Consider the following 22,645-nt stretch of genomic DNA (forward strand, 5'->3'; position numbering starts at 1 on the left):
CTAATGCTGTTGAGGCCCTTTGGCGTCACATTCTTTAGTCCAGCAACGTTCTAAAAGTTGCAGACGCCAGATCAATACAAAGCGTTGGGGATTCAATACTAATTTAGTATCCCGACTAAATAAGGGCTGGTTCAGATACTGCCAAAGAGGAAATTTAATTTTGGTGTGTTTTGGAGTCATAAGAAGAAGAAAAATAATATAAAAGTTGTGTCTAGGAATTACCTAATACTGTTTTTCTAGTTAAAGGCTACCCTGCGTTTTTGCTATTGTCTTTGTGGCAATTGCGGAATTTCACCAAGTGAATTTATGTTGTTTACGCTTTAATACTGAAATTGCACGCACCATTTTTCTGAATCCATATCCCGTGAAAAGTCATACCATTTCACGAAATTTCTATTACAGATACGTTAGTAAGGGCTTACACAATAAGACTTGTAATTAGGACTTACACACTCTACAAATCACCTATAATATGTGTTATGCAAAATGAACCTTTCAGGTGCTGAACACAGCCTTTATTTGGTCGCATATTGACTGTGTTGGGTGTTAGATATGGCTCAAAAGCCAAAATTACCTACAGTATGTATGTATTGTATGTAAATCCTAGTGATTTATGCTACCAACTATGAATTTACAGTCAGTTCGATCAAAAGGCTGGTTCTACAGTAATTATTGGTTCTTTAAGGCAGCGATAACTGGCCCCTCGATTTTGATACTAGACGATAGTGAAATTAGCAGCAGTCAGAGTTGCCAAGATTTCATCAGTAGTAGTCACGATGATGTTGTGACAGCAGAAACTCAGTTGCCTGAAGGTTATACTACCAGACAAGCTAATTAAATTGTTGTCTTTGTAGAAGTCGGTAATAATATCAGTACCTTCTCCAAGGGCAAAGACAAATTTATCCCGGCCATTGCTAGCCATCAGGATATCGCTCGCTACCAAGACCACCAGACAACAGGTCGTTACATTGACGCCACAGAGGTGTCTTTGCAATTACCGGGGTGCTTTGTAATACATCGTTGCCGTTGCCTTCAAGTTGGCGATCGCCTACTTGGACAGTAATAACTCAAGTTGCTAATCAAAAACTACCTCTTTTTAAGTACAAAAGTTTCAAATATTTTATTTGGCTATGTTTGAGCTAAGTCCGTTGGTCTTGCTTCCTATAACCACTAATGTGGACTCCTATATCTATACCTTTAATATTGCAACTTATGTACGACAACAGCGTATAAATAAAGATAACTATGCCCAGCATCTCTAGCACTTCTTCTATAGTCGTTATGAAGACATAAACCATGTTATTGGGGGTGTAGTAATATTCATAGTATCCGCCTATCAATTCACTAACAATTGCACCTGCCACGTAGATTGTTCCAGCAATGAAAAATAAGCGTCGTGTCTTGCTAGGAAGAGTAAACACAAATCGCCCAAACATTAGCAAGAATCCGAGTACGAAGATAGCACCCACAATCACCCAAGCGTAGTACAAAAAACCACTGGTACTGAATGTACTTCGCAATGGTGTAGTTAGTCTTTCATGAAGACTGATCAATTCGTCTAAGAACAAACCAGCAAAGACTATTGATAATCCTCTCCATGCCCAGAAGTCTTTATTTTTAGTTGACTTCTGAGCTTGGAAAATGATTTCTAGCAGAATAGAACAAAATAGTAAAGCTCCTCCAGAGTAAATTGTAGGAATACTATCCTCGCTGTTGAGGTCGAATATAATTCTAAAGATATCTCTCCCAGGGAAGTCAGGTAGATAGTAGACATTGTAATTAGCAAAAAGACTGACAAGAGCCAAACATAAAACCACGCCAAGCAGGAATTTGAGGGTTTTGTTGGCAGAAAGATATACTTTGAATTGATGCGATGATTGCAACAGCAAGATCGCATCTTCTGGTTTTATCGAACTCGTTGACTCAATTACAGATATGCGATCGCTCTTACCATTGTCTGAATAAGATTGGTTTTTCAAGATTTTGCGTCGCTCTGGCAATACAACGTTTGACATGAAGTATTCAATGGTTTGCTGCTTAACAAAACCATGTATTGCCAGAATTTCTCCCAACTGTTCACCACTTAACTTTTGTGTCTTGAGTGCTGTGTCTAATTGATCTGGAGTAATTAGTTCAGCTTCAACCAAGTACGTCCCAAGCGGCTTAAGCTGAAAATTTTGCGCGTCTATTTTCCTAATCAATTAGGATCTCCTTATTTCACTGGCTGAATGTAATAAATTTTTAAGCTTAGTCATGAAACATTACAATAATTCATGAGATCGGATTTTAATAGCTTCATAACCTTTACTTAATCATATTTTGTATATGCTAAATTCTATACGTGTAAATTTATGCTAAAGAAAAGATGAATTTATTATGTAGATACGTGTGTTTAACCATTGCTGTTTTTTCTAAACGCATTCTTCTCAGCAAAAAAAATTAATCCACCTATCACTCTCATGTGTAGGTGGATTTATCAGATGTGCAGACATCTAGGGTGGTTGATTGTATCCCTAGCACACTGAGTAAGTAGCAAAAATGCTGCTAGAGTCGCATTGCACGGTAATCTCCTAAGTTGGAGAGTACCAATAAAAGTTAATAATGAGTGCCGGTTTTGCGATGGTTAATGGCAGTTACAGCATCAGGCTTGAGTAATTTTCCTTCATCTACAGTTGCATACACAACCCAATGATCGCCACATTCTAGACGTTGGTTGACTGAACATTCCAAATATGCTGATGCATCAGTGAGGACAGTACAACCGTTATCTGCAACTGCTGTACTAAAGTTGGCAAATCGATCTTCCCCAGGCGCGAAAGATTTACGGAAATGTTTCATGTAATCTTGATGATTGCCTTCAGGTAAAATATTTAAGGCAAACTTACCGCCTGGATACATCAAAGATTCGATCGCTCGCTCTTTGGCGATCGCCACTGTTATTCCGGGTGGGTTGAAGGTGGCTTGAGAAACCCAAGCGCCTAACATTGCGGTAGACACTTCTCCAAGTTTTGCTGTCACCACACAGACGGAACCAACAATCCGACCAACAGCCTGTTCCACTGGAGTAGCCGCTTGTTGGGGTACGCGTACCTTTTTAGCCTTTTTCAGTACTTGGGCAAAGTCTGTACCTAATTCTTCACAGAACTTGAGGGTAACATCATCAGGTTTAAACTTCACCTTCAAAGTGTCAAAACCGAAGCGATACCCAGCATCCCGGAGTTTACCTTCGATTAAGTCAAAGGCTTCGCCACTCCAGCCGTAGGAACCAAAAACTCCAGCGAGTTTGCTGTTGTCACCACTCGATAACACAATCCCTAAAGCAGTATGAATCGGAGTTGGCGCATGACCACCAATGGTAGGAGAACCGATGATAAAACCCTCTGACTGCGCGAGGTTGATGCGAATTTCATCAGGGGTAGCAAATTCACAGTTAATCGATTTAACTGCAACTCCACCTTTAGTTAATCCCAGAGCGATCGCTTGTGCTAAAGTCGCCGTATTCCCGTAAGCTGAAGCGTAAAGTAAGGCAACAGAAATTTCGCGATCGTTGTGAGAACGGCTCCACTCTCCATAAGCTTTGGTAAGTTCGATTAAGCCGGTGCGTACCAAGGGCCCGTGACCTACAGCATACATTCTCACCTGCAAATCTGATATTTTCTCCAAAGCTGCTTGCACATGAGGAGTTTGGGGAGCCATCAGGCAGTTAAAGTAGTAACGCTGGTCTTCTTTGAGCGCTTCCCAGTTATCATCAAACACATCATCACCACAAAGATGAGTTGCAAATAACTTATCTGTGTAGAGAATTTGGGTTTGCTGGTCGTAGGTACAAAGTCCTTCCGGCCAACGCGGACTCGGAGTGGGTAAGAATTTCAAAACATGACCCTTGCCTAAATCCAGAGTTTCTTTCCCCCGCATCACCAAGACATTTAAATCTTGCTCTAAGAAAGCAGCACGCAAATTGTTCGCACCAGGAAGAGAACAGACAAAAGTTACCTGTGGTGCTAGTTCTAAAATTGCTTTGAGGGTTGCAACTCGATTGGGACTAAAATGACCCAAGATTATATAATCCAAACTTTGCAAATCTAAAGTCTGCCGCAATGCCTCTAAATAAATTTCGGTAAAGCTTTCTGGCGGTGGATCGATAAGTGCGGTTTTATCAGCTTCAATTAAATAGCAATTGGAAGTAGTACCTCTTTCAAGTGCGTATTCAATTTCAAACCGCAGACGTGACCAACTACGCGCTCTGATAGCCTTAGTATTGGTAGCAATTGGTAAAACTTGTACGTCGCGTGGCTTGGAATTGGTCATAGCTGTTTTATAGTTGGGGAACAGAGACTGGGGAATGGGGAATGGGGAATGGGGAATGGGGACTGGGGACTGGGGAACAGAGACTGGGGAATGGGGAATGGGGACTGGGGAAGAGTTTTCCCAATCCCCAATACCCAATACCCAATCCCTAATCCCTAGTAGTAATTACCTACTTTGCGATGGCGAACGGCTGTCAATCCATCGTTTTTGGAGACACGACCTTCTTGGACGGTGCAGTATAATATCCAGTGGTCGCTGCATTCCATGCTGGTCTGGATTTCACATTCCATGTATGCCAAAGCATCAGTCAGAATCGGCGAACCGTTTTTCGCAGTTTGAGTTTTCACTCCTGCAAAGCGGTCAGCACCAGGATGCAAGCGCTTAAGGAAGTGTTTCTTGAGTTCTTGATAATTGCCTTCTTCCAAAACGTTGAGGACGAAGCGATCGCCTACTTGCATTAAGGAATCAATGGCGCGGTCTTTCGCAACGGCAATTGTGAATCCTAATGGTTGCAAACTCGCTTGCGTTACCCAGGATGCCAGCATTGCACTTGAGACATTATCTTTTTTCGTGGTGACTATATATAGTCCGCTGCTAATGCGACCTAGCGCCTTTTCCATGTTGACATCGAGGGACTTGATTTGCTTGATGTTGCGATCGCGCACTAGCAATTGTCCGATGTCTTTACCCGCTTCTTCACACAACTGGAATGTTGAGGCGCTGGGAGTCTCTTTAATCCGAATGGGTGGGAAAGCTTCTTTGATGCCAGAGTCAAGAAATTGTCTGCGGAGTGTATCAATGGGTTCATCATCCCCACCGTAACATTCAAACAGCCCAAGAAATTGCTTGTTCTTGGCGACAGCTAGCACCGAACTGATACTAGCTTGGGCGGCGGCGGAGGTAGTTGGAGGCATCCCGATAATGATGCCAGCTGCTCTCCCGGCTAGTTCTTGAATTTCTTGGCTTTCAGCAGTACTCAGATCCAGTACTTCTACGCCAACGCCAGTTTTCAGGATACCCTCGGCAATTGCGTGACCAAGGCGTTCGCCATATCCATATTCTGAGACAAAAAACAAGCCAACTGTTGTTTCTGCTTTAGCTTGTCTTTGGCTCCAATTTTCATAGCACCCGGTTAGAACATCTAAATGGTGGTATAATAATGGCCCGTGACCATTGGCGATAATATTAATCTTTCCGAGATCGCCCATCCGCTTCATCGCATTCAGCAACGAACGAGCGTTAGGGCCCATCAAGCAGTCGTAGTAAAATCTAAAGTCAGCTTCAATCGCTTCTAAATCTTCGTCGAAGGTGCGATCGTCACAGAAGTGCATTCCAAAAGCATCACAGGTGTAGAGAATTTGGGTTTTGCGGTCAAAGCTAAAGATTGTATCCGGCCAGTGCAGGTTAGGCGCACTCACGAATTCCATTTCGTGCCCTTTGCCGATATCGATGCGATCGCCAGTTTTCACAACCCGCTTGGAAAAAGGATCGTGTACTAATCCCTCAAGGAATTGCAGCGCAACTTTTGAGGCTAAAACAGTGGCTCTAGGAGCTAATTGAAGGACATCTTCTACCAAGCCGCTATGGTCTGGCTCTGTGTGACTAACAATTATGTAATCAATTGTTTTGGGGTTGACAAGACTTTTGAGAGTCTCTAAATACAGATCGCGAAACTTCTGGTGAGAAGTATCAATCAAAACTGTTTGTTCGCCCCTAATTAGATATGAATTGTAGGTTGTACCGTTTTGCAGTCCGAATTCGATATCAAAGCGATCGCGATCCCAGTCAAGAGAGCGAATCGCCGTTGTGTTAGGGGCAATTTCTACAGTTTGTATAGTTAACCGATGTTGAACGTTCTCTGCGTGGGCCTTGCCGGTCGTAGACATCGTTACCATTATTCGTCTCCGAGCGCAAATTAACAGGTTTTTCTTCTGCCCCCATTCTCTCTATTATTTTTCTTTGAAGTTGTAATGAATATCAGTTTTTTAAAAATTTAACTTGTATCAATTATTGCTGTTTTTTAGCAAAAAATATGACTCAAAAAATATACTAAATATTAATTGATTCCTAAATTTTACTGAGTACTTGTTTTTGCTATTTATCTGGTTTTATCTTAATTTAAAAATATCATAGTAATTATATTTTTAACTAAAAAGATATAATTTTACTATTATTATATTGCTGGTCTACCTACCAAGTCGAGATTACTTTTAATATTTCATATTGTCAAAAAATATATTTATAAAGTAGAAAATAGGAAAATTTATGTTTTTCGGGTACTCACTTAATTAAAAAAAGTAGGAAAGGTAGGAAAGGTAGGAAAGGTAGGAAAAGTGGGAAAAGTAGGACAAACCTTATTAGGCTTCCAAAAAGCGTTTATTCAATGGGTATTCAATATCTTGTCTTAATCAAAAATATGGTGCAGAGAATATAAACTTTATGTAAAGTCGATAAAAAAGATATTTTTTTGGAGATAATCAAGGCAAATTTCCAGAGACTAGTTGAATAAAAAGAAAGTAGGCTTGTATATATTTTTCCACTCATCTAAAAGGAAACTAGCATAAAAATAATTTTTAAAGTTTCGATAAACCTCCGTAAGCATAAGAATAATCTCAGGAATTTAATGATACAGTCCTTTATTATCGACTTTAAACATTAATCAAGATAAAGCCAACAAATTTTTCTTGTTATAGCTATAAGCTACAGCTTCAGGCTATCAGATAAGTTTACCTATATAGGTTAATGTGTAATCTTGATGTGCCGAACTTCTTATCAAAATCCATTGTTGATGAAAAAATGCAAATTTTGATAGTTTTCCCAAGCCAATACTTATCGCGTAGTAGCCTTATAAACGCCGACATCCCTAATACTTGTAGTTAAGATATTGAAAATGTATTATGAAATACCTAAATAATTTCAGTATACAGGCGTAAATAGATACAAAAATGACAAAAATTGATTTTGTAAAAGGTTATTGTTTATGGGATGCCGATTAAAAGTGTTTCTCACAGAAGAAGAAAAGCTAACTTTAGAAGAATTGAGAAAAGCCAAAGATGTTCCTCAACGTACTAAGGATCGCGCTCAAGTTTTACTGCTGAATACTCGCGGCTTAAAAAATGAGCAAATTGCAAAAGGCTTGAATTGGGCGATTTCAACAGTGCGTCAAACCCTTCATCGCTGGGAAAAAATGGGTTTAGCAGGTTTATGGGATGCTCCTGGCCGAGGAGGAAAACCACGATATTCAGAATCAGATTTGGTTTATCTCGAAAATTGTTTAGCTCAAGAGTCAGAGACTTATAACTCTAAACAATTAGCAAAAAAACTAGCATCTGAGCGTCAAGTAAACTTGAGTGCAGATCGACTACGACGGGTACTGAAAAAAAGAGGAAGAAGGCTTGGAAGCGCACACAAACCCAGAAACAGCGTGATTAGCTGATTACACCATCTTGGAATCGAATCGCTTGTTTCGTTTGGGTAGCGATCGCTAGATTTTGGTTGAAAACCAAGATTATATTCTTGAAAAGTTCCTGCTTTTTGCAGAGATAATACTTGTTGCGCTTTTTGGTGTTATTTGGGCTTGGGCGCTGAGGTCTACACATTTTTGTTTAAGGTTTGCCGAGAAAATTGTAGAGACACCTTAGCGCAGCAGGATAACAGTCCAGTTTCGCATCTTTACCAAAAATTTTGAGCTTCACTGAAGGGTATCGCTATTTTAGCCGTTGAACTCAAGTTAATTGTGCATTATAGAAAATTATGATGGAGTTTTCCATAAAACAAAGTCCACTTACACATCACAGTGTCAAGTGGACTTGTTAACTATTTTTAGTGGATCCGAGCAGAGTCGAACTGCTGTCCAAATTGGGTATTGACCCCCCGCTCATTCACAGGTTTAGCCTTTCTGACCCTCAAGGCGGGAATCGTTCATTATCCCGAACGTAGGATGCTCTGATTTAATCTTAGCCAGCAAGCCAACCAGAGAACGCTTGCTAGAGCATCCGTTGGGGTTTGGTCTTCAGTCCTTAACGGAGTCAAACCGAAGACGCTCGAACCTATAAGAGGTGTTTTAGGCTGCTACTAGAGCATCCTTACGAGCAAAGTTAACGATGTTATTCGCATTTACTTTTTGTTTGAGCCTTTGATTTCCGAGAGGAGACTCACTCTCGACCTGAATCACAGAGCAGCGTTCGCCAACCTGTCGAAACCGTGACGGACCCATGCGCTTCATATTTCAATTATAGTACGCGATTCTTAATTCGTAATTCGTAATTCGTAATTCGTAATTATCAAAGTCAGGATATATGGCTGCCATTACTCAAAATAGCCAATCGTTAATGGTTTTAAAATTAGCGATTGGCTATTTACGACGATCCACAACAAGTATTTTTCTAAGTTAGTGCTTCAGCACCACCAACAACTTCTAGGAGTTCTTGAGTAATTGCAGCTTGTCGGGCTTTGTTGTAGGACAGCGTGAGGGTGTTAATCAATTCACCAGCATTTTCACTGGCATTACTCATGGCTGTCATCCGCGCTGCTAGTTCGCTAGCCGCCGATTCTTGTAGCGCCCGCAATAGCTGGTTACTCAGATACAGGGGCAATAAAGAATCGAGAATCTGCACTGGATCTTGCTCAAAGATCATGTCAGGAGCCAACGTGCGGGCTTGGCTAGTCACTTTCTCGCGTTCAACTTCAAATTTACCGCCACGGGTTGTCAAACGGAAGATTTCATCATCGCCTGCTTCTAGACCTTGCGGATCGAGGGGCAATAGAGTTTGTATCACAGGACGGGAGCTAACTAAGGAAAGGAATCTGGTGTAAATTAATTCGATGCGGTCAACTTCTTCCGAAAGGAACAAGGAAAGTAGTTGGTCAGCAATCTGATTAGCTTCTGCTGCGGTGGGAATTTGCTCTAAGCCGCTGTAGGTAGCGTCAATTGGCTGATTGCGGCGCTGAAAGTACTGTGTAGCTTTCCGTCCGACTAACACAAATTGATAGTTTAAACCTTCTGCCTTGATTTCCTTGGCGCGATTTTCTGCACGACGGATAACGTTACTATTGTAGCCGCCGCATAGACCGCGATCGCCTGAAATTACCAATAACCCGACTGATTTAACTTGGCGTTTTCTCAGCAGTGGCAAGTTTGCTTCTTCAAACCGCAGACGGCTTTGCAAACCATACAATACTTGTGCCAAGCGATCGGCAAACGGGCGAGTCGCTAGCACTTGTTCTTGCGCCCGGCGCACTCTAGCCGCAGCTACCAGACGCATGGCTTCTGTGATTTTTTTGGTGTTTTTGACCGACTGAATGCGATCGCGTATTGCTTTTAGATTGGCCATATTCTTGAGTTAGGAGTTAGGAGTTAGGAGTTAGGAGTTAAGAGGTAGGAGTATTTCATTAACTTTTAACTCTTAACTCTTCACTCCTCACTTTAATTACGCTGCTGCTTTGAAGGTCTTCTTGTATTCGGTAAGTGCTTCCTTTAAGGCAGCTTCTTCTGCATCACCTAGCGCTTTGGAGGCTCTTACTCCTTCGGCGTACTTACCAGTCTTTAAGTACTCGCGCAAACCTTGGGTAAAGGTTGTGACTTTATCTACGGCAACGTCATCTAAGTAACCATTGATACCAGCGTATAGAATTGCTACTTGCTCGTATACTGAGAGTGGCGAATTTTGTGGCTGCTTGAGGAGTTCGCGTAACCGTTGACCCCGTGCCAACTGGTCTTGAGTGGCTTTATCTAAGTCAGAAGCAAATTGAGCGAAGGCTTGCAGGTCGTCAAATTGGGCTAGTTCCAATTTAATCTTCCCGGCAACTTTTTTCATTGCCTTGGTTTGCGCCGCAGAACCCACGCGGGATACAGAAATACCTGGGTTCACAGCCGGACGGATACCAGCGTTGAACAAGTCAGAAGACAGGAATATCTGACCATCGGTAATGGAAATTACGTTGGTGGGGATGTATGCTGAAACGTCACCAGCTTGGGTTTCGATGATTGGTAGGGCGGTCATACTGCCTTTACCTAATTCGTCACTTAGCTTTGCTGCTCTTTCTAGCAAGCGGGAGTGAATGTAGAATACATCTCCAGGGTAAGCTTCGCGTCCGGGTGGACGACGCAGCAGTAGTGACATTTGGCGATAAGCTTGGGCTTGCTTGGAGAGATCGTCATAAATTACCAGGGTAGCTTTGCCTTTGTACATAAAGTACTCGGCAATAGTTGCGCCTGTGTAAGGAGCTAAGTATTGTAGGGTTGCTGGTTCGCTGGCGCTAGCGGTGACGACGACGGTGTAATCAAGTGCGCCTTTTTCTTGCAATGTTTGTACTACGTTAGCAACTGTGGAAGCCTTTTGACCGATCGCGACGTAGACACAAATTACATCTTCTTCTTTCTGGTTGATGATTGTGTCAATAGCGATCGCAGTTTTACCGGTTTGACGGTCGCCAATAATCAATTCCCGTTGACCGCGACCGATGGGAATCATTGAGTCAATAGCTGTAATCCCCGTTTGCATGGGTTCGTGTACAGACCGACGAGCAATGATACCAGGTGCTGGAGATTCAATCAAACGGCTGTCTGAGGATTTGATGTCTCCTTTACCATCGATGGGGCGACCCAAAGCGTCTACAACTCGTCCAATTAAAGCTTCTCCGACTGGAATCTGAGCAATTCTACCAGTAGCGGTTACAGAGCTACCTTCTTGAATTTCCAACCCTTCACCCATAAGCACCGCGCCCACGTTGTCTTCTTCTAAGTTTTGGGCGATGCCAATTGTGCCATCTTCAAATTCTAAGAGTTCCCCAGCCATAGCCTTTTCCAGACCATAGATCCGGGCAATACCGTCACCTACTTGTAGCACGGTACCAACGTTAGCAACTTTGACCTCTTGATCGTATTGCTCGATTTGTTGTTGGATAATGCTGCTAATTTCGTCAGGTCTAATTGATATGCTCATGTGTCTATCTTGTTTGCTTTCGAGACGGGAAAATTCAATAGTTAGGAGTGATGAGTTAAGAGTGATGAGTTAAGACGGATGAGTTAAAAAAGCAAAGGTTAAAAGTTAAAAGTCAAAATAAATTATTGTTTACTTAACTCTTAACTCCTAACTTCTAACTCCTAACTCCTGTACAGACGCGATTAATCGCGTCTCTACTCCTAACTTTCTAGCTATTAGTTAAGCGCAATGAAAGGCGACGCAATTGACCCCGGATACTGGCATCAATTACCTGCGAACCTACTTTAATGATTACACCACCAATTAACTCGCTGTCTACCTTGGTTTCTAGTTCTACCTGGCGAGCATTACTGATGGCAATGACCTTTTGGATGATTGCCTGCTGTTGAGCTTCTGTGAGGGGAACGGCTGAAATTACTTCCGCTAATACGGTTTGATTCAGCTGCCGCAACAGCGCCAGATATTGTTGAAAAATCGATTCCAAGAATGCAATGCGGCGTTTGTCTACTAGCACTAACAAAAAGTTGCGTAAGTAGGGGTTAGAGCCTTCACCGAGTATTTGTTTGATGAGAGCTTTTTTGTTCTCAGCCTGAATAAACGGGTTGCTGAAGAAGTTTTGTAGCTGTTTGTCTGCTCTTAAGAGTCCCAGTAAAGTACGCGCATCTTCCCCGAACTCTTCTGTCAAATTTTTCGATTGCGCTATTGACAAAAGTGCCTGTGCATAGGGCTGGGCTATTTCGGCTGTTGCTACCTGACTTGTCATACATTGCCTCCCAGTTGTGCGATGCTGCGGTCAATTAAACTTTGTTGAGCATCGTCGGCAATCCCGCCTTTGAGTTGCGATTCGACTTTTTGCAATGCTAGTGCAGCAACTCTTTGCCGCAGTTGAGCGATCGCTCGCTCTGTTTCGGTATTTAAATCTGCTGCTGCTGTTTGTTTCAAGCGTTCTACGTCTTGTGCTGCCTTCGCCAACAAGGCTTCTTTCGTCTTTTGGGCGTTTTCTGTGGCCGATTGGCGGATACGTTCTGCTTCTGCCTGAGATTGCTTCAACTGCTCTTGCGCTTGGGAAAGGGCAGTCTTTGCCTCTTTTAAGCGCCCTTCTGCTTCCTGAATTGCGGTGGCAATATTGGATTGTCGCTCGTTCAGGATATTGCTTAAAACTTTACGTCCGAAGTAGAATAAGATGCCAACCAGAATCGCTAGATTAATCAGATTGGTTTCAAAAATGTCTAGGTTTAGACCGAAACCACCTTCTGCTGCGCCTTCTGCCAATTCAGAGTGAACAGCGTTCGCTTCTGCGGCAAGTAATAAGAATGTCCCCATGATACCCATTTACAAGTGCGCTGCTCGCTTGCTAATACGTTGTATTTTTCCCAAGGGAAGGAAATTTAAGTATCTTTTCCCCGTAAGGAAATTAAGTATCTTTCCCCAGAAGGGAAAAAGTGCCTTTATTTGACACTTAAATTTTGCGCTCTGGACTAGGGCCCAGTTGCGCGTATGCTTTCGCAGAGCCAGTCTAGTTAGCTTATCTAACTGGAGTTGGCCCCAATAGTTTTTCTAGAATCTGCCGGCTTAAAGCATCAACTTGTTGCTCTAAGGTGCGAAAAGCTTCTTGCTTTTGTTGTTCTATTTCAACAGAAGCTTGTTCTCGTTGAGACTGAGCTTCCTTTTGGGCTTCAGCGATTTTCTCGGCAGTAATTTTTTTAGCTTCCAGTTGAGCTGCTTCTAGAGTAGCTTGCGATTGTCTACGAGCGTCTGCGAGTTGTTGCTCATATTCGGCGGCTAAACGCTCGGCTTTTGCCAAGCTTTCTTTCGCCTCAAGGGTATTCGTTCGGATATAACTATCGCGATCGTCTAGTACCTTGGTCAGTGGCTTATAGAAAATTGCATTCAACAAAGCTGCTAGTAGCAGGAATTGCAATGCCATGAAGGGCAAGGTAGCATCGAAATCAAACATTTGTCTCCTCTTTGGCTGGAGTAGCAGTTTTCATGGCTAGCAACATCATCCAACCTTTCATATTTTAGAGACCCATAGCCAACAAGGGTCAACTGAACATTATAACTATTGAGATACCTAAAACATTTCGATTGTAGAGGCGTGATGGTTCACGTCTCCACACTCACAAAAATTTCAGGTATTAGCCGAAAGGATTAGCAAACAGCAATACCAGGGCAATTACTAGACCATAGATAGTCAAGGATTCCATGAATGCCAAGGTTAATAGCAGAGTACCGCGAATTTTTCCTTCTGCTTCAGGTTGACGAGCAATACCTTCTACTGCTTGTCCAGCAGCGTTTCCTTGACCAATACCAGGGCCAATTGCAGCTAAACCAATCGCTAAAGCAGCAGCGAGAACTGAAGCAGCCTGAACTAATGGATCCATGTTGATTTTCCTTGCTTTGATTACAAAACTAACAGACATTACGTTAACGATTAGAAACGTGATTTTCACGCTGCACAGGAGTTCTTTCGATCGCGCTTTGCGATGTTTTGAGCGAATATGCTCTTCTTGACTGTGCTATCAACTGAGAAGTTTAATGCTCCTCATGTTCATCTCCACCATGCCCCTCCATTGCCTCATGAATGTATGCTCCGGCTAGGGTGGCGAAAACCAGGGCTTGAATGGCACTGGTAAATAAACCCAAGGCCATTACAGGCAGAGGTACAAATAGAGGAACTAGCAGCACCAACACCGCTACAACCAATTCATCCGCCAAAATATTACCAAATAGCCGGAAGCTTAGGGAGAGGGGTTTGGTGAAATCTTCTAGAATTGCGATCGGCAACAAAACAGGTGTTGGCTCTATATATTTCTTAAAGTAGCCTAAACCCCGCTTGCTAAAACCTGCGTAAAAGTACGCTAAGGAAGTTAGCAATGCTAATGCAACAGTCGTATTGATGTCATTGGTGGGAGCAGCCAACTCGCCTGAAGGTAGCTTGATGAGCTTCCAGGGAATTAACGCGCCTGACCAGTTCGATACGAAAATAAACAAGAACAATGTGCCAATAAATGGCACCCAAGGGCGGTACTCTTTCTCACCAAGTTGGTTTTTTGCCAGATCGCGAATAAATTCTAAGGCATATTCCATCAAATTCTGGATGCCCTTGGGAATTCTTTGTGCGTTGCGAGTAGCAGCTATTGAAGCCACTACTAGAATACTAATCACAAACCATGAGGTGAGAAAAACTTGCCCATGAATTTTAAGATTGCCCAACTGCCAGTAGAAATGATGTCCTACTTCTAATTCGGCGAGGGGAAAAGAATTAAAGGCGTTTAAGACACTAAGCATTTGCATTCTTCAAGCATTTTCCCCAACGAGCGAGGATGGGATTACTATCTTTGTGAGCCTGACTTTTTAAGAATCAGGAATGAACGCAATTTGCACCATATAGACGAGGAGCGTGGCTTTGTAAGTTAGAAATCCCAAAAATATGGGCAAAATCTGTAGCTCACGCCATTGAGTTGCCACGATCATCACTCCAATAAACAGAGCAAAACGAGTTTTACTCAGACTGGTTTTCTGACTACCAAGCTGCTCAACGTCTCTAGCCAACATTTTTAAGTAAACCACACCTGTACACGCCCCAATTAAATAATTTAGGGCAATGTTTAAGGAATAAAAAATCCACACAGAGATAAAAATAACCCCCGTCAAGACAAGCGTGATTACCAACAATCGCTGGAAGAGTTCATGGAACTCTTGCATGGAGTTACCTGATTCTGTGCCTCCAGAACCAGTTTTAGCATCTTGTTGCGTTGTCGGAGTGGGCGCAATTGATTCGTCTGACAAGCTCACGGGACTTGAAACCAGTACAGTTAAATATGATGACTGCACATTCAGTCAGCTGAATCATATCACGATGCGGTAACAATACTTTAGGAAAAAACAATTAACTTCTTGTCAACATCAGGCAGTAAGTACCGACGGACTAAAGCCTACAGCAATTTTACCAAGTCCACGTTGCCGGACTTGGTGAAAAAGTAAAGGTTTTATAGCCTATTTGTAAACTGAGGGCAGGCAAGATGCCCGCCCCCACAAGAGTCTTGGGTTGAATATACCTCGATTAAATTATTTTGGCAGTCCGTAGACCGAACAGCAATCCTACAGATAAGCCAAAGAATAAACCCAAGAAGACGATATAAGATACAATTGCAAACATTTATTGCTCTCCAGAATACTTCCTAAATCTATTGAATCATTAGTTGTTGGGTATTGGGTATTGGGCATTGGGCATTGGGCATTGGGCATTGGGCATTGGGTATGGGGCATTGGGTATGGGGGTAGAAGAGAAATAGTTACTGCAACTTCTCCCCCTGCTTCCCTGATTCTTACCAATCCCCAATCCCCAATTCCCTATGCCCATTTTCTAGATTGCGATACAATACAGCCCACGGACGCTTGTTTGGGGTTGGGCAATGACTTCTGTAATTAATGTAAATCTACCAGAGCAGTCTTATGAGATTGCGATAACTTCGTTGAGCTACGCTAACGCACCTTCGAGTTTAGATCAACTGGGTCAACGGATGGCCAGTCTCAAGCTGGGCAAGAAGGTACTGCTAGTTTCTAATCCGACGATTTTTAAGCATTTTGGCGAAAGATCAATTAAATCCCTAAAATCTGCTGGATTTGAAGTTGCTAGCTGCACTCTACCGCCTGGTGAACGCTACAAAACCCTCAATTCCATCCAAAAACTCTACGATGTAGCCTTAGAAAACCGTCTAGAACGTTCTTCTACGATGGTGGCTTTGGGCGGAGGTGTAATTGGCGATATGACTGGCTTTGCGGCTGCAACTTGGCTACGCGGTATTAATGTTGTCCAAGTGCCTACCTCTTTGTTAGCGATGGTAGATTCGGCGATTGGTGGCAAAACTGGCGTGAATCATCCCCACGGTAAAAACTTAATTGGGGCATTCCATCAACCGCGTTTAGTTTTGATTGACCCAGATGTGTTAAAAACTCTACCTATGCGCGAGTTTCGGGCAGGGATGGCAGAAGTTATCAAGTACGGTGTGATTTGGGATGCCGAATTATTTGCCCAGTTAGAAGCAAGTAAACGCCTCGACCAACTCCGCTATGTCAAACCTGACCTAATAACAAACATATTAACGCGTTCTTGTCAAGCAAAAGCTGATGTTGTTGGCAAAGATGAGAAAGAAGGCGGATTACGGGCAATTCTCAACTATGGACACACCATCGGTCATACAGTGGAAAGTTTGACTGGTTATCGTCTAGTAAATCATGGTGAAGCCGTGGCTATTGGTATGGTAGCAGCTGGTCAAATTGCTGTGGATTTAGGATTGTGGCAAAAGGAAGACACAGAACGTCAAAATGCTTTAATTCAAAAAGCGGGTTTACCAACTCAGTTACCAGATGGGGTAGATATTGAAGCAATTATTGAGGCGTTGCAATTAGATAAGAAAGTCCAAGCCGGGAAAGTGCGGTTTGTTTTACCAACAGAGATTGGTGTGGTAACAATTACCGATGAAGTGCCATCGGATATTATTCGGCAAGTGTTGCGGGGAATGCGAACAATTTGAAGAAGAATTCAGAAGTCAGAATGGGCTAAACGCCCCGCTACCGCTAACAGGAGTCAGAATAAAAGTTAGTTGCTCTGTCCTTCAATTACGAATTAATGAGTTATGATACTCCAAGCCAAAAATCAATTAACTTTGCAAGAGTTCCTAAATCTTCCACCAGGCGAGGGAGATGTAACTTATGAGCTTGTTGATGGTCAAGCAAGTCCTAAAATACAAGCAAAATTTTTTCACGCGAAACTTACCCGCGTTATTCTCAATTTGATTGAGCAATCGTGTGAGGGTAAAGGAGAAGTTTGCCCGGAATGGGCTGTTGCCTTAACTCGTCGAGGACGAGATTGGATGCCAATTCCAGATATTTTATACATTTCTTATGAGCGTTTACCCGCCAACTGGGATGAAAATGAAGCTTGTCCTGTTCCTCCTGATTTGGTAATTGAGATTATTTCCCCAGGGCAAACTTTTGGACAAATGGCGGCTAAAGCCAAAGACTATTTAGATGCTAAGGTGCTGCGAGTGTGGATATTAGATAGTAAAGCCAGAAGCATTACTGTTTTTTATCCCGATGCAGCACCACAAACTTATATGGGAGAAGAACTACTCACAGATTCTTTGTTTGAGGGACTGCAATTTACTGTTGAGCAGGTGTTTCAAAAGGCGAAAATACCATTAGCTACTGAATAGCACAATTCTCTTGCTTTCAACATCCATCGAAATTTCAAGTAGTGGAAGGTTTGTCTAACTTTAACCAGTTGCTTGAGCAACTTATCTGGTTAATTTAGATAGTAGCTGTATTTACGCTGTACTATACTAATAGTTTAGCTGATTAATTGATAATTCATCCATTTGTAGGAGGTAATTAGCAAGGGAATAAGTCTACTTTATTTATAATCAGACCAACACTAATATGGTTGGAAACTGTCTTCACGTAACCGATCTATCAACTATGTTAAACCTAATATTTACCGGATGTATAAAAATAAAACCTTTGGTGCTTTCAACAGCTTTTTTACTGGCTGTACAAACTTGTGCCAATGCTGAACAAGCAGTTCCTAGTTTGACTCCAAGACAAGCTCAACATTTATCCCGTGACTTGGTTCCATATAATTCTCAAGAATTTTTTAGACAAGGAAAGGATTCAATTGAGAGAGAAATTCAAATTCTTAATCAAAGACAACAGCGCCCAATTAAACCTATTCTTAAGATTGATTCAGTACCGCAAAGCAAAAGACCACATACTCAGCAAAAACCCCAACGTCTTATCTAAGTAAGAATCATCACTCTTCTATGGCTTTTGCTTGTCTTGTTAATTCTTAAGCTGTAGCACATAAGCTACATTCCCAGACATCACAATCACTATGCTTTGCTTTTGGGCAACAGAGGTTTTGTATTACCAATAAATTTTGCAACAAAATTTTACAATTTTATTCGTCTAGCAAACTCATCAACGCTTGAATTTCAACGTCTTGCTCTTGCGGCTCTGATAATTGAGATTGTAGCTTTAATAATTGACTCTGTAATTCTTCTGCTACATGAAGCATCTCAGACTCTTGTGCAATTTTTAGCTGATTTTCTTTAATTTTGATTTGTTTAAGCAAGTCATTTTCAACATGAATTGAGTTGTAATGTTGAGCAATCATAGCTTTACATTTATTATCAATCTATAGAGTTCAATTAAATTTTCCACTTATGTATTATTCCACACTTTTGTCATTTTTTAAATATCTGGCGATTTAATCTCGCTCGTTCATAGTTTTTAATCTGTTCTCTTCTCAAAATTTTGGGAATATTGACTTCAGGTACTTCCAGTTAAAAAACATCTTATCTTAGGGATGCCCAAATGTGCGCCCCTAATACAAATGTACGAATAATTTGGGATAATTTCTTTTTTGTAAGTTACTAATATAGAGGTTATCATCGTGAGGGCATATAGCTAGCTGTGCTAATTTACCTCTGTAGCATATTTATATTTTTATAGAATTTTGTAAAAATGAAAATTATAAAATAAAATTGGTTGGCTTAGGGCAAATTTTTAGACAACACATATTAACTTTTTGGTTAATTTTCCAAGTATTGTAGATATGTTAAATATTATTTTGAGCAGTATGGACTTAAAGTTGAGCGAGAAAAAGATTTATATTTTTATAAAAATTATATCTACAGCGCTGATAACAAGCGCAATTGGATTGGAATCGTGGAATATTTATGCAGTAATAACTAATATTCATGTACCAAGCAGCCTTAATCCAATTTTTTGGATTGAGCGTTTTGCAATGATATGCCATTTTATTGAAAGTATTATAGCAGCTTTTTATGCACCTTCAAGACAAAAGATACCAATAAAATATGCTACTTATACTTTTTTTGTCGGCACAATTGGGTTGTTAGAATTATTTGGCCAGGAGGATGACTGTTGACGCTTCTACGCCTTGAAGGTATGGGTTTTTAGATAGTAATGTGCGTTATGCGATCGCACCCTACGTAAAAAGATCATAAGTAATTAAATATACCTTTATCAGCAAAAATCATCTGCGGGAGTTTTACCATGAATGTAGGTAACTAATGAATCTGACACTCAGAAGGGAGTATAGTTTGTATAGTTAGTTTTTTGCTGAAATTTTAGTTTGCCACTAAGGAATTAAAAAATGTCTACTGATACTGACATAGTTACTTACGTTGAAGAAAGTGAATTTGATGTTGTTTTAAATGGAAGTGAAGAGAAAGTTGTTGTTGTTGATTTTACTGCTACTTGGTGTGGCCCCTGTCGCTTAGTCAGTCCGTTAATGGATCAACTTGCCGAAGAATATAAAGGTCGCGCTAAAGTAGTCAAGGTAGACGTTGACAGGAATAAGCCCATTTTCAAAAAATTCGGTCTTCGCAGTATTCCAGCAGTTTTAATTTTCAAAGATGGTATTTTAGCAGAAACTATAGTAGGGGTTTCTCCTTACGAAGACTTTAGCAACGCTGTTCAGAAGCTTGTTTAGCTAATTCGTAATGACGCTCCTGCGTCGCTAACGCTGCGCTCATGTAATTCGTAGAGAAGATCGTTAAGGATTACGAATTATTTTAACCATTTACTTTTCGCCTATAATGTGCTTGAAGTAAACCAGTAGAATATTGTTGTGAGTTAATCAGCTCCAATTTTACTTCAGGGGTAGGTGGTGGAAAAAGATGTATACCGCCACCTAAGATAGTTGGAATCGTTGAAATAATATATTCGTCAATCAAGCTGTGCTGAAGAAACGAATTGATTAATTTTCCGCCACCAACTAGCCAGATATTTTTAAAACCTTGAGCCTCTATATTAGCTAACGCCTGTTTTACTGGGTCAGAGACAAACACAACGTCCTGACGCTCGGATTGTAAATTACGCTGGGTGAATACGAAAGATTTTTTTTCTGGATAAGGCCATCGATCAAAACTCAGCCCTACTTCATAGGTGTTGCTACCCAAGGCGATCGCATCAATCGATTTGTAAAAATCAGTGTAACCGTAATCTTCACCTTCTGTATCAAGGATTGATAGCCATTCAATTTTGCCATCGCTGCGAGCAATGTAGCCATCCAAACTAGCTGCAATGTAGAGTGTAACTTTCGTCATGGGGTTTGTGAATTTGGTAGTTTTCACTCAATGAGTGCAAGCAATCGCAGGTTTATTTTTTCGACCGACAGCATTTTAGCCTCTGTTGGTTTATATCACAAAAGAGCGATGTCTACGACGACGGGCTACGCCTACGCTTACCCAATTACTTACGTTTTTTGATTGTGCGATTTAAAACGACCTGCAATAAATTCTCGCTGAGATAAATGCTTCGTACTGCGTTTGGTGACTCGCTTTCGCCACATCTTAAAACTAGATTCTTTCATTTCGCGCCTCATTAGGGCGATTACCTCTTTTTCCAATAGCCCAAACTGAGCCTCAATAGCATCAAAAGATGTTCTATCTTCCCATGCCATTTCAATGATGCGATCGATGGTTTGTGAATCGAGGTTAGGTAACTTCATTCTTCTGCTGGTAATTGATAAATTCTAGCTATATATTTATTTTACTTTTGGTTTTCAAGAACCATTGTGTCTGCTGCACCCAGTTGCAGGGCATATAGGTTGGCATAAACACCCTGCTGATTAATGAGTTCGGCGTGAGTACCCTGTTCGACAATTTCTCCCTGCTGAATTACTAATACCCGATCTGCTTGAGTAACTGTACTGAGACGGTGGGCAATTACGAAACTAGTACGACCTTGGAGTAATCGAGCGATCGCACTTTGTACTAGTGCTTCTGTGCGGGTATCGATGCTGCTAGTGGCTTCATCCAGAATCAGAATTCGGGGATTAATTAATACCGCCCGAGCAATACTGATTAGTTGTCGCTGTCCTTGGCTCAGAGGCGCTCCCCGTTCCCCCAATTGAGTTGTATAACCCTGTGGTAGTGAGGTAATGAACTCATGCACATTTGCCAGTTGTGCAGCCGCTTCGATATCAGCTTGGCTGGCGTAAGGAGCGCCAAAAGCTATATTTTCGGCGACGGTACCGGTGAATAAAATATTATCTTGTAGAACGATGCCAATTTGACGGCGCAGACTCGCTTGAGTCACGCTACGCACATCAAGACCGTCAATTTTCACTGCACCGCTTGATACATCATAGAAGCGCAAAATCAAGTTAATAATTGTACTTTTTCCCGAACCGGTTGGCCCGACTAATGCAACCATCTGTCCTGGATAGGCGTGTAAATTCACTCCTTTAAGAACCAGTCGATCTGGGTTATAACCAAATTTGACATTTGAGAATGTCACCTCACCTTGAATAGGCGGCATTTCTATGGCATCGGGTGCATCTTTGAGTTCTGACGGTTCATCTAATAATAGAAATATTCGCTCTAATCCGGCAAAAGCAGATTGAGCTTGAGTATAAAACTGGCTGAGAATTTGGATCGGGCGGAAGAACTGCTGGACGTAAAGTAAAAAGGATGTCACTACACCCACTGTTGCAGCTTTTGTTACCGCTAGATAACCGCCATAGGCTAGCACGCCAGCCGTTGCTAGTGTGTTGAGAAAATCGATAGAGGGCAAAAAGGCGGAAGTAATTGCCACAGCCTCAACGTTGGCATCTCTATTGGCGGCGTTAAGAACGTCGAATTCTTTGATATTCATCTGTACGCGATTAAATGCTTGCGCTTCTCGCACGCTGCCAATATCTTCTTCTAACTTGGCGGAAAGCTCCCCAATAGTTTGTCGGGTGACGCGAAATCTGGCTCTTGCCCAACGTGCAAATAAACTTGTGGTAAAAATCATCAGTGGCACAACTAGATTGCTCAACAAACCAAGTTGCAGGTTGATTGAGAGCATGGCAATCACAATGCCCACCAAACTAAAAGTATTGCCCAGCATTTGGGCGATTGTCAGTCCAAATGCTTGATTCACGGTGTTGACATCATTCAGCAATCGGCTCATTAAATCGCCTGCTTCGCTGCGATCAAAAAAGCTGAGTGGCAGACTTTGGATTTTAATGAAAATATCTTGCCTCAATTGAGCCAGCAATCGCTGCATAATCCAGCCGACTCGAATAATTTGACCCCGAATTGCTAAGACACCAAGCCCATAGTTCAGCCCTAGTAGTCCTAACAACAGCAGCAGTCCTTGCAAATTACCTTGTGCAATCAGATGATCGATCGACCAGCCGAGAAAGAATGGCCCAACCGCCTGAGTTATGGCACCAATTAATACTAATGTCAGGGCGATGGGAATTTCTTTGCGATAAAGTAGCACGTATTGTAAAAAGCGCCGCAGGGTGGAAAATTGCTGACTCGCGTTTTCCTCAGATGCAACAACGGGAATAGTGCCTCTCATAAAAATTT

The 22,645-nt window shown here is 41.8% G+C and carries 26 protein-coding genes and 1 other RNA gene; 6 read left to right on the plus strand and 21 right to left on the minus strand.

Translation table 11 applies throughout. From position 1 onward, the window contains the following. From RM049_RS15675 to RM049_RS15695, 5 genes are all read right to left on the minus strand, one after another. On the minus strand, nucleotides 1-180 hold the full coding sequence (locus RM049_RS15675) for a hypothetical protein (protein ID WP_292785777.1): 180 nt from the start codon (nucleotides 178-180) through the stop codon (nucleotides 1-3). 535 nt (nucleotides 181-715) lie between these two features. Beyond that, nucleotides 716-922, minus strand: coding sequence for a hypothetical protein (locus tag RM049_RS15680; RefSeq protein ID WP_322704838.1), 207 nt, complete (start codon nucleotides 920-922; stop codon nucleotides 716-718). Nucleotides 923-1,139: 217 nt separating this feature from the next. Next, nucleotides 1,140-2,201 (minus strand): hypothetical protein, encoded by a 1,062-nt coding sequence (locus RM049_RS15685; protein WP_322674314.1) that lies wholly within the window; start codon nucleotides 2,199-2,201, stop codon nucleotides 1,140-1,142. 394 nt (nucleotides 2,202-2,595) lie between these two features. Beyond that, nucleotides 2,596-4,308 carry a diflavin flavoprotein gene (locus RM049_RS15690; protein WP_322684061.1) on the minus strand — a complete coding sequence of 571 codons (1,713 nt, stop codon included), beginning with the start codon at nucleotides 4,306-4,308 and terminating at the stop codon, nucleotides 2,596-2,598. 155 nt (nucleotides 4,309-4,463) lie between these two features. Then, nucleotides 4,464-6,203 (minus strand): diflavin flavoprotein, encoded by a 1,740-nt coding sequence (locus RM049_RS15695; protein WP_322704839.1) that lies wholly within the window; start codon nucleotides 6,201-6,203, stop codon nucleotides 4,464-4,466. Nucleotides 6,204-7,288: 1,085 nt separating this feature from the next. On the opposite strand from RM049_RS15695, the gene RM049_RS15700 reads away from it, so the two are divergent. After that, complete coding sequence (locus RM049_RS15700; protein ID WP_322674311.1) at nucleotides 7,289-7,744, plus strand: helix-turn-helix domain-containing protein; 456 nt, start codon at nucleotides 7,289-7,291, stop codon at nucleotides 7,742-7,744. Here the strand turns inward: RM049_RS15700 and RM049_RS15705 are convergent. The 12 genes from RM049_RS15705 to RM049_RS15760 form a co-directional block, all read right to left on the minus strand. Next, a complete protein-coding gene (locus RM049_RS15705; protein ID WP_322704840.1) occupies nucleotides 7,737-7,907 on the minus strand; it encodes a hypothetical protein in 171 nt (56 codons plus the stop codon). The genes RM049_RS15700 and RM049_RS15705 overlap by 8 nt on opposite strands. A 224-nt stretch (nucleotides 7,908-8,131) precedes the next feature. After that, nucleotides 8,132-8,522: a transfer-messenger RNA gene (gene ssrA / locus RM049_RS15710) on the minus strand. Nucleotides 8,523-8,693: 171 nt separating this feature from the next. Next, nucleotides 8,694-9,641 carry a F0F1 ATP synthase subunit gamma gene (locus RM049_RS15715; RefSeq protein WP_322674310.1) on the minus strand — a complete coding sequence of 316 codons (948 nt, stop codon included), beginning with the start codon at nucleotides 9,639-9,641 and terminating at the stop codon, nucleotides 8,694-8,696. Nucleotides 9,642-9,737: 96 nt separating this feature from the next. Further along, on the minus strand, nucleotides 9,738-11,252 hold the full coding sequence (gene atpA / locus RM049_RS15720) for a F0F1 ATP synthase subunit alpha (RefSeq protein ID WP_322704841.1): 1,515 nt from the start codon (nucleotides 11,250-11,252) through the stop codon (nucleotides 9,738-9,740). Nucleotides 11,253-11,460: 208 nt separating this feature from the next. Continuing rightward, nucleotides 11,461-12,015: an ATP synthase F1 subunit delta gene (atpH, locus tag RM049_RS15725; RefSeq protein ID WP_322689068.1), complete on the minus strand. Its 555-nt coding sequence runs from the start codon at nucleotides 12,013-12,015 to the stop codon at nucleotides 11,461-11,463. Continuing rightward, entirely contained in the window at nucleotides 12,012-12,584 is a 573-nt protein-coding gene (locus RM049_RS15730; protein WP_322674307.1) for a F0F1 ATP synthase subunit B, read from the minus strand. The genes atpH and RM049_RS15730 overlap by 4 nt, the downstream gene beginning before the upstream one ends. 193 nt (nucleotides 12,585-12,777) lie before the next feature. Continuing rightward, a complete protein-coding gene (locus RM049_RS15735; RefSeq protein ID WP_322674306.1) occupies nucleotides 12,778-13,209 on the minus strand; it encodes a F0F1 ATP synthase subunit B' in 432 nt (143 codons plus the stop codon). Nucleotides 13,210-13,390: 181 nt separating this feature from the next. Then, on the minus strand, nucleotides 13,391-13,636 hold the full coding sequence (gene atpE / locus RM049_RS15740) for an ATP synthase F0 subunit C (RefSeq protein ID WP_012411162.1): 246 nt from the start codon (nucleotides 13,634-13,636) through the stop codon (nucleotides 13,391-13,393). Between the two features lie 151 nt (nucleotides 13,637-13,787). Further along, nucleotides 13,788-14,549, minus strand: coding sequence for a F0F1 ATP synthase subunit A (gene atpB / locus RM049_RS15745; RefSeq protein ID WP_175586935.1), 762 nt, complete (start codon nucleotides 14,547-14,549; stop codon nucleotides 13,788-13,790). 60 nt (nucleotides 14,550-14,609) lie between these two features. Beyond that, nucleotides 14,610-15,050: an ATP synthase subunit I gene (locus RM049_RS15750; RefSeq protein ID WP_322674330.1), complete on the minus strand. Its 441-nt coding sequence runs from the start codon at nucleotides 15,048-15,050 to the stop codon at nucleotides 14,610-14,612. 268 nt (nucleotides 15,051-15,318) lie between these two features. Then, nucleotides 15,319-15,384 (minus strand): cytochrome B6, encoded by a 66-nt coding sequence (locus RM049_RS15755; protein ID WP_322704860.1) that lies wholly within the window; start codon nucleotides 15,382-15,384, stop codon nucleotides 15,319-15,321. After that, a complete protein-coding gene (locus tag RM049_RS15760) occupies nucleotides 15,357-15,590 on the minus strand; it encodes a hypothetical protein (RefSeq protein ID WP_322704863.1) in 234 nt (77 codons plus the stop codon). The genes RM049_RS15755 and RM049_RS15760 overlap by 28 nt, the downstream gene beginning before the upstream one ends. An 80-nt stretch (nucleotides 15,591-15,670) precedes the next feature. Here RM049_RS15760 and aroB point away from each other — a divergent pair, with 80 nt between their 5' ends. From aroB to RM049_RS15775, 3 genes are all read left to right on the plus strand, one after another. Next, complete coding sequence (gene aroB, locus RM049_RS15765) at nucleotides 15,671-16,792, plus strand: 3-dehydroquinate synthase (RefSeq protein ID WP_322704842.1); 1,122 nt, start codon at nucleotides 15,671-15,673, stop codon at nucleotides 16,790-16,792. A 102-nt stretch (nucleotides 16,793-16,894) separates the two neighbouring features. Further along, a complete protein-coding gene (locus tag RM049_RS15770; protein WP_322704843.1) occupies nucleotides 16,895-17,473 on the plus strand; it encodes a Uma2 family endonuclease in 579 nt (192 codons plus the stop codon). 262 nt (nucleotides 17,474-17,735) lie between these two features. Next, on the plus strand, nucleotides 17,736-18,056 hold the full coding sequence (locus RM049_RS15775; RefSeq protein WP_322674302.1) for a hypothetical protein: 321 nt from the start codon (nucleotides 17,736-17,738) through the stop codon (nucleotides 18,054-18,056). A gap of 157 nt (nucleotides 18,057-18,213) precedes the next feature. On the opposite strand, the gene RM049_RS15780 is transcribed toward RM049_RS15775, so the two are convergent. Next, nucleotides 18,214-18,429: a hypothetical protein gene (locus tag RM049_RS15780; protein WP_099101757.1), complete on the minus strand. Its 216-nt coding sequence runs from the start codon at nucleotides 18,427-18,429 to the stop codon at nucleotides 18,214-18,216. Nucleotides 18,430-18,894: 465 nt separating this feature from the next. Here RM049_RS15780 and RM049_RS15785 point away from each other — a divergent pair, with 465 nt between their 5' ends. After that, nucleotides 18,895-19,206 carry a hypothetical protein gene (locus tag RM049_RS15785; protein WP_322704861.1) on the plus strand — a complete coding sequence of 104 codons (312 nt, stop codon included), beginning with the start codon at nucleotides 18,895-18,897 and terminating at the stop codon, nucleotides 19,204-19,206. A gap of 228 nt (nucleotides 19,207-19,434) precedes the next feature. Next, nucleotides 19,435-19,773 carry a thioredoxin gene (trxA, locus tag RM049_RS15790; RefSeq protein ID WP_322674300.1) on the plus strand — a complete coding sequence of 113 codons (339 nt, stop codon included), beginning with the start codon at nucleotides 19,435-19,437 and terminating at the stop codon, nucleotides 19,771-19,773. Nucleotides 19,774-19,855: 82 nt separating this feature from the next. On the opposite strand, the gene RM049_RS15795 is transcribed toward trxA, so the two are convergent. The 3 genes from RM049_RS15795 to RM049_RS15805 form a co-directional block, all read right to left on the minus strand. Beyond that, nucleotides 19,856-20,389: a dihydrofolate reductase family protein gene (locus RM049_RS15795; protein WP_322704844.1), complete on the minus strand. Its 534-nt coding sequence runs from the start codon at nucleotides 20,387-20,389 to the stop codon at nucleotides 19,856-19,858. Nucleotides 20,390-20,538: 149 nt separating this feature from the next. Next, a complete protein-coding gene (locus RM049_RS15800; RefSeq protein ID WP_322704845.1) occupies nucleotides 20,539-20,793 on the minus strand; it encodes a TIGR03643 family protein in 255 nt (84 codons plus the stop codon). Between the two features lie 41 nt (nucleotides 20,794-20,834). After that, on the minus strand, nucleotides 20,835-22,637 hold the full coding sequence (locus RM049_RS15805; protein ID WP_322704846.1) for an ABC transporter ATP-binding protein: 1,803 nt from the start codon (nucleotides 22,635-22,637) through the stop codon (nucleotides 20,835-20,837). Between the last annotated feature and the right edge of the window lie 8 nt (nucleotides 22,638-22,645).

Source organism: Nostoc sp. DedQUE04 (assembly GCF_034530995.1).
Taxonomy (GTDB): domain Bacteria; phylum Cyanobacteriota; class Cyanobacteriia; order Cyanobacteriales; family Nostocaceae; genus Nostoc.

Bases quoted from the DNA above. Each gene is read 5' to 3' on its own strand.
- atpA (WP_322704841.1), bottom strand. From the start codon at position 11,252: ATGAGCATATCAATTAGACCTGACGAAATTAGCAGCATTATCCAACAA.
- RM049_RS15675 (WP_292785777.1), bottom strand. From the start codon at position 180: ATGACTCCAAAACACACCAAAATTAAATTTCCTCTTTGGCAGTATCTG.
- RM049_RS15800 (WP_322704845.1), bottom strand. From the start codon at position 20,793: ATGAAGTTACCTAACCTCGATTCACAAACCATCGATCGCATCATTGAA.
- atpH (WP_322689068.1), bottom strand. From the start codon at position 12,015: ATGACAAGTCAGGTAGCAACAGCCGAAATAGCCCAGCCCTATGCACAG.
- RM049_RS15700 (WP_322674311.1), top strand. From the start codon at position 7,289: ATGGGATGCCGATTAAAAGTGTTTCTCACAGAAGAAGAAAAGCTAACT.
- RM049_RS15730 (WP_322674307.1), bottom strand. From the start codon at position 12,584: ATGGGTATCATGGGGACATTCTTATTACTTGCCGCAGAAGCGAACGCT.
- RM049_RS15695 (WP_322704839.1), bottom strand. From the start codon at position 6,203: ATGGTAACGATGTCTACGACCGGCAAGGCCCACGCAGAGAACGTTCAA.
- atpB (WP_175586935.1), bottom strand. From the start codon at position 14,549: ATGCAAATGCTTAGTGTCTTAAACGCCTTTAATTCTTTTCCCCTCGCC.
- trxA (WP_322674300.1), top strand. From the start codon at position 19,435: ATGTCTACTGATACTGACATAGTTACTTACGTTGAAGAAAGTGAATTT.
- RM049_RS15775 (WP_322674302.1), top strand. From the start codon at position 17,736: ATGTTAAACCTAATATTTACCGGATGTATAAAAATAAAACCTTTGGTG.
- RM049_RS15780 (WP_099101757.1), bottom strand. From the start codon at position 18,429: ATGATTGCTCAACATTACAACTCAATTCATGTTGAAAATGACTTGCTT.
- RM049_RS15690 (WP_322684061.1), bottom strand. From the start codon at position 4,308: ATGACCAATTCCAAGCCACGCGACGTACAAGTTTTACCAATTGCTACC.
- RM049_RS15680 (WP_322704838.1), bottom strand. From the start codon at position 922: ATGGCTAGCAATGGCCGGGATAAATTTGTCTTTGCCCTTGGAGAAGGT.
- RM049_RS15735 (WP_322674306.1), bottom strand. From the start codon at position 13,209: ATGTTTGATTTCGATGCTACCTTGCCCTTCATGGCATTGCAATTCCTG.
- RM049_RS15705 (WP_322704840.1), bottom strand. From the start codon at position 7,907: ATGTGTAGACCTCAGCGCCCAAGCCCAAATAACACCAAAAAGCGCAAC.
- RM049_RS15795 (WP_322704844.1), bottom strand. From the start codon at position 20,389: ATGACGAAAGTTACACTCTACATTGCAGCTAGTTTGGATGGCTACATT.
- RM049_RS15770 (WP_322704843.1), top strand. From the start codon at position 16,895: ATGATACTCCAAGCCAAAAATCAATTAACTTTGCAAGAGTTCCTAAAT.
- aroB (WP_322704842.1), top strand. From the start codon at position 15,671: ATGACTTCTGTAATTAATGTAAATCTACCAGAGCAGTCTTATGAGATT.
- RM049_RS15805 (WP_322704846.1), bottom strand. From the start codon at position 22,637: ATGAGAGGCACTATTCCCGTTGTTGCATCTGAGGAAAACGCGAGTCAG.
- RM049_RS15715 (WP_322674310.1), bottom strand. From the start codon at position 9,641: ATGGCCAATCTAAAAGCAATACGCGATCGCATTCAGTCGGTCAAAAAC.
- RM049_RS15785 (WP_322704861.1), top strand. From the start codon at position 18,895: ATGGACTTAAAGTTGAGCGAGAAAAAGATTTATATTTTTATAAAAATT.
- atpE (WP_012411162.1), bottom strand. From the start codon at position 13,636: ATGGATCCATTAGTTCAGGCTGCTTCAGTTCTCGCTGCTGCTTTAGCG.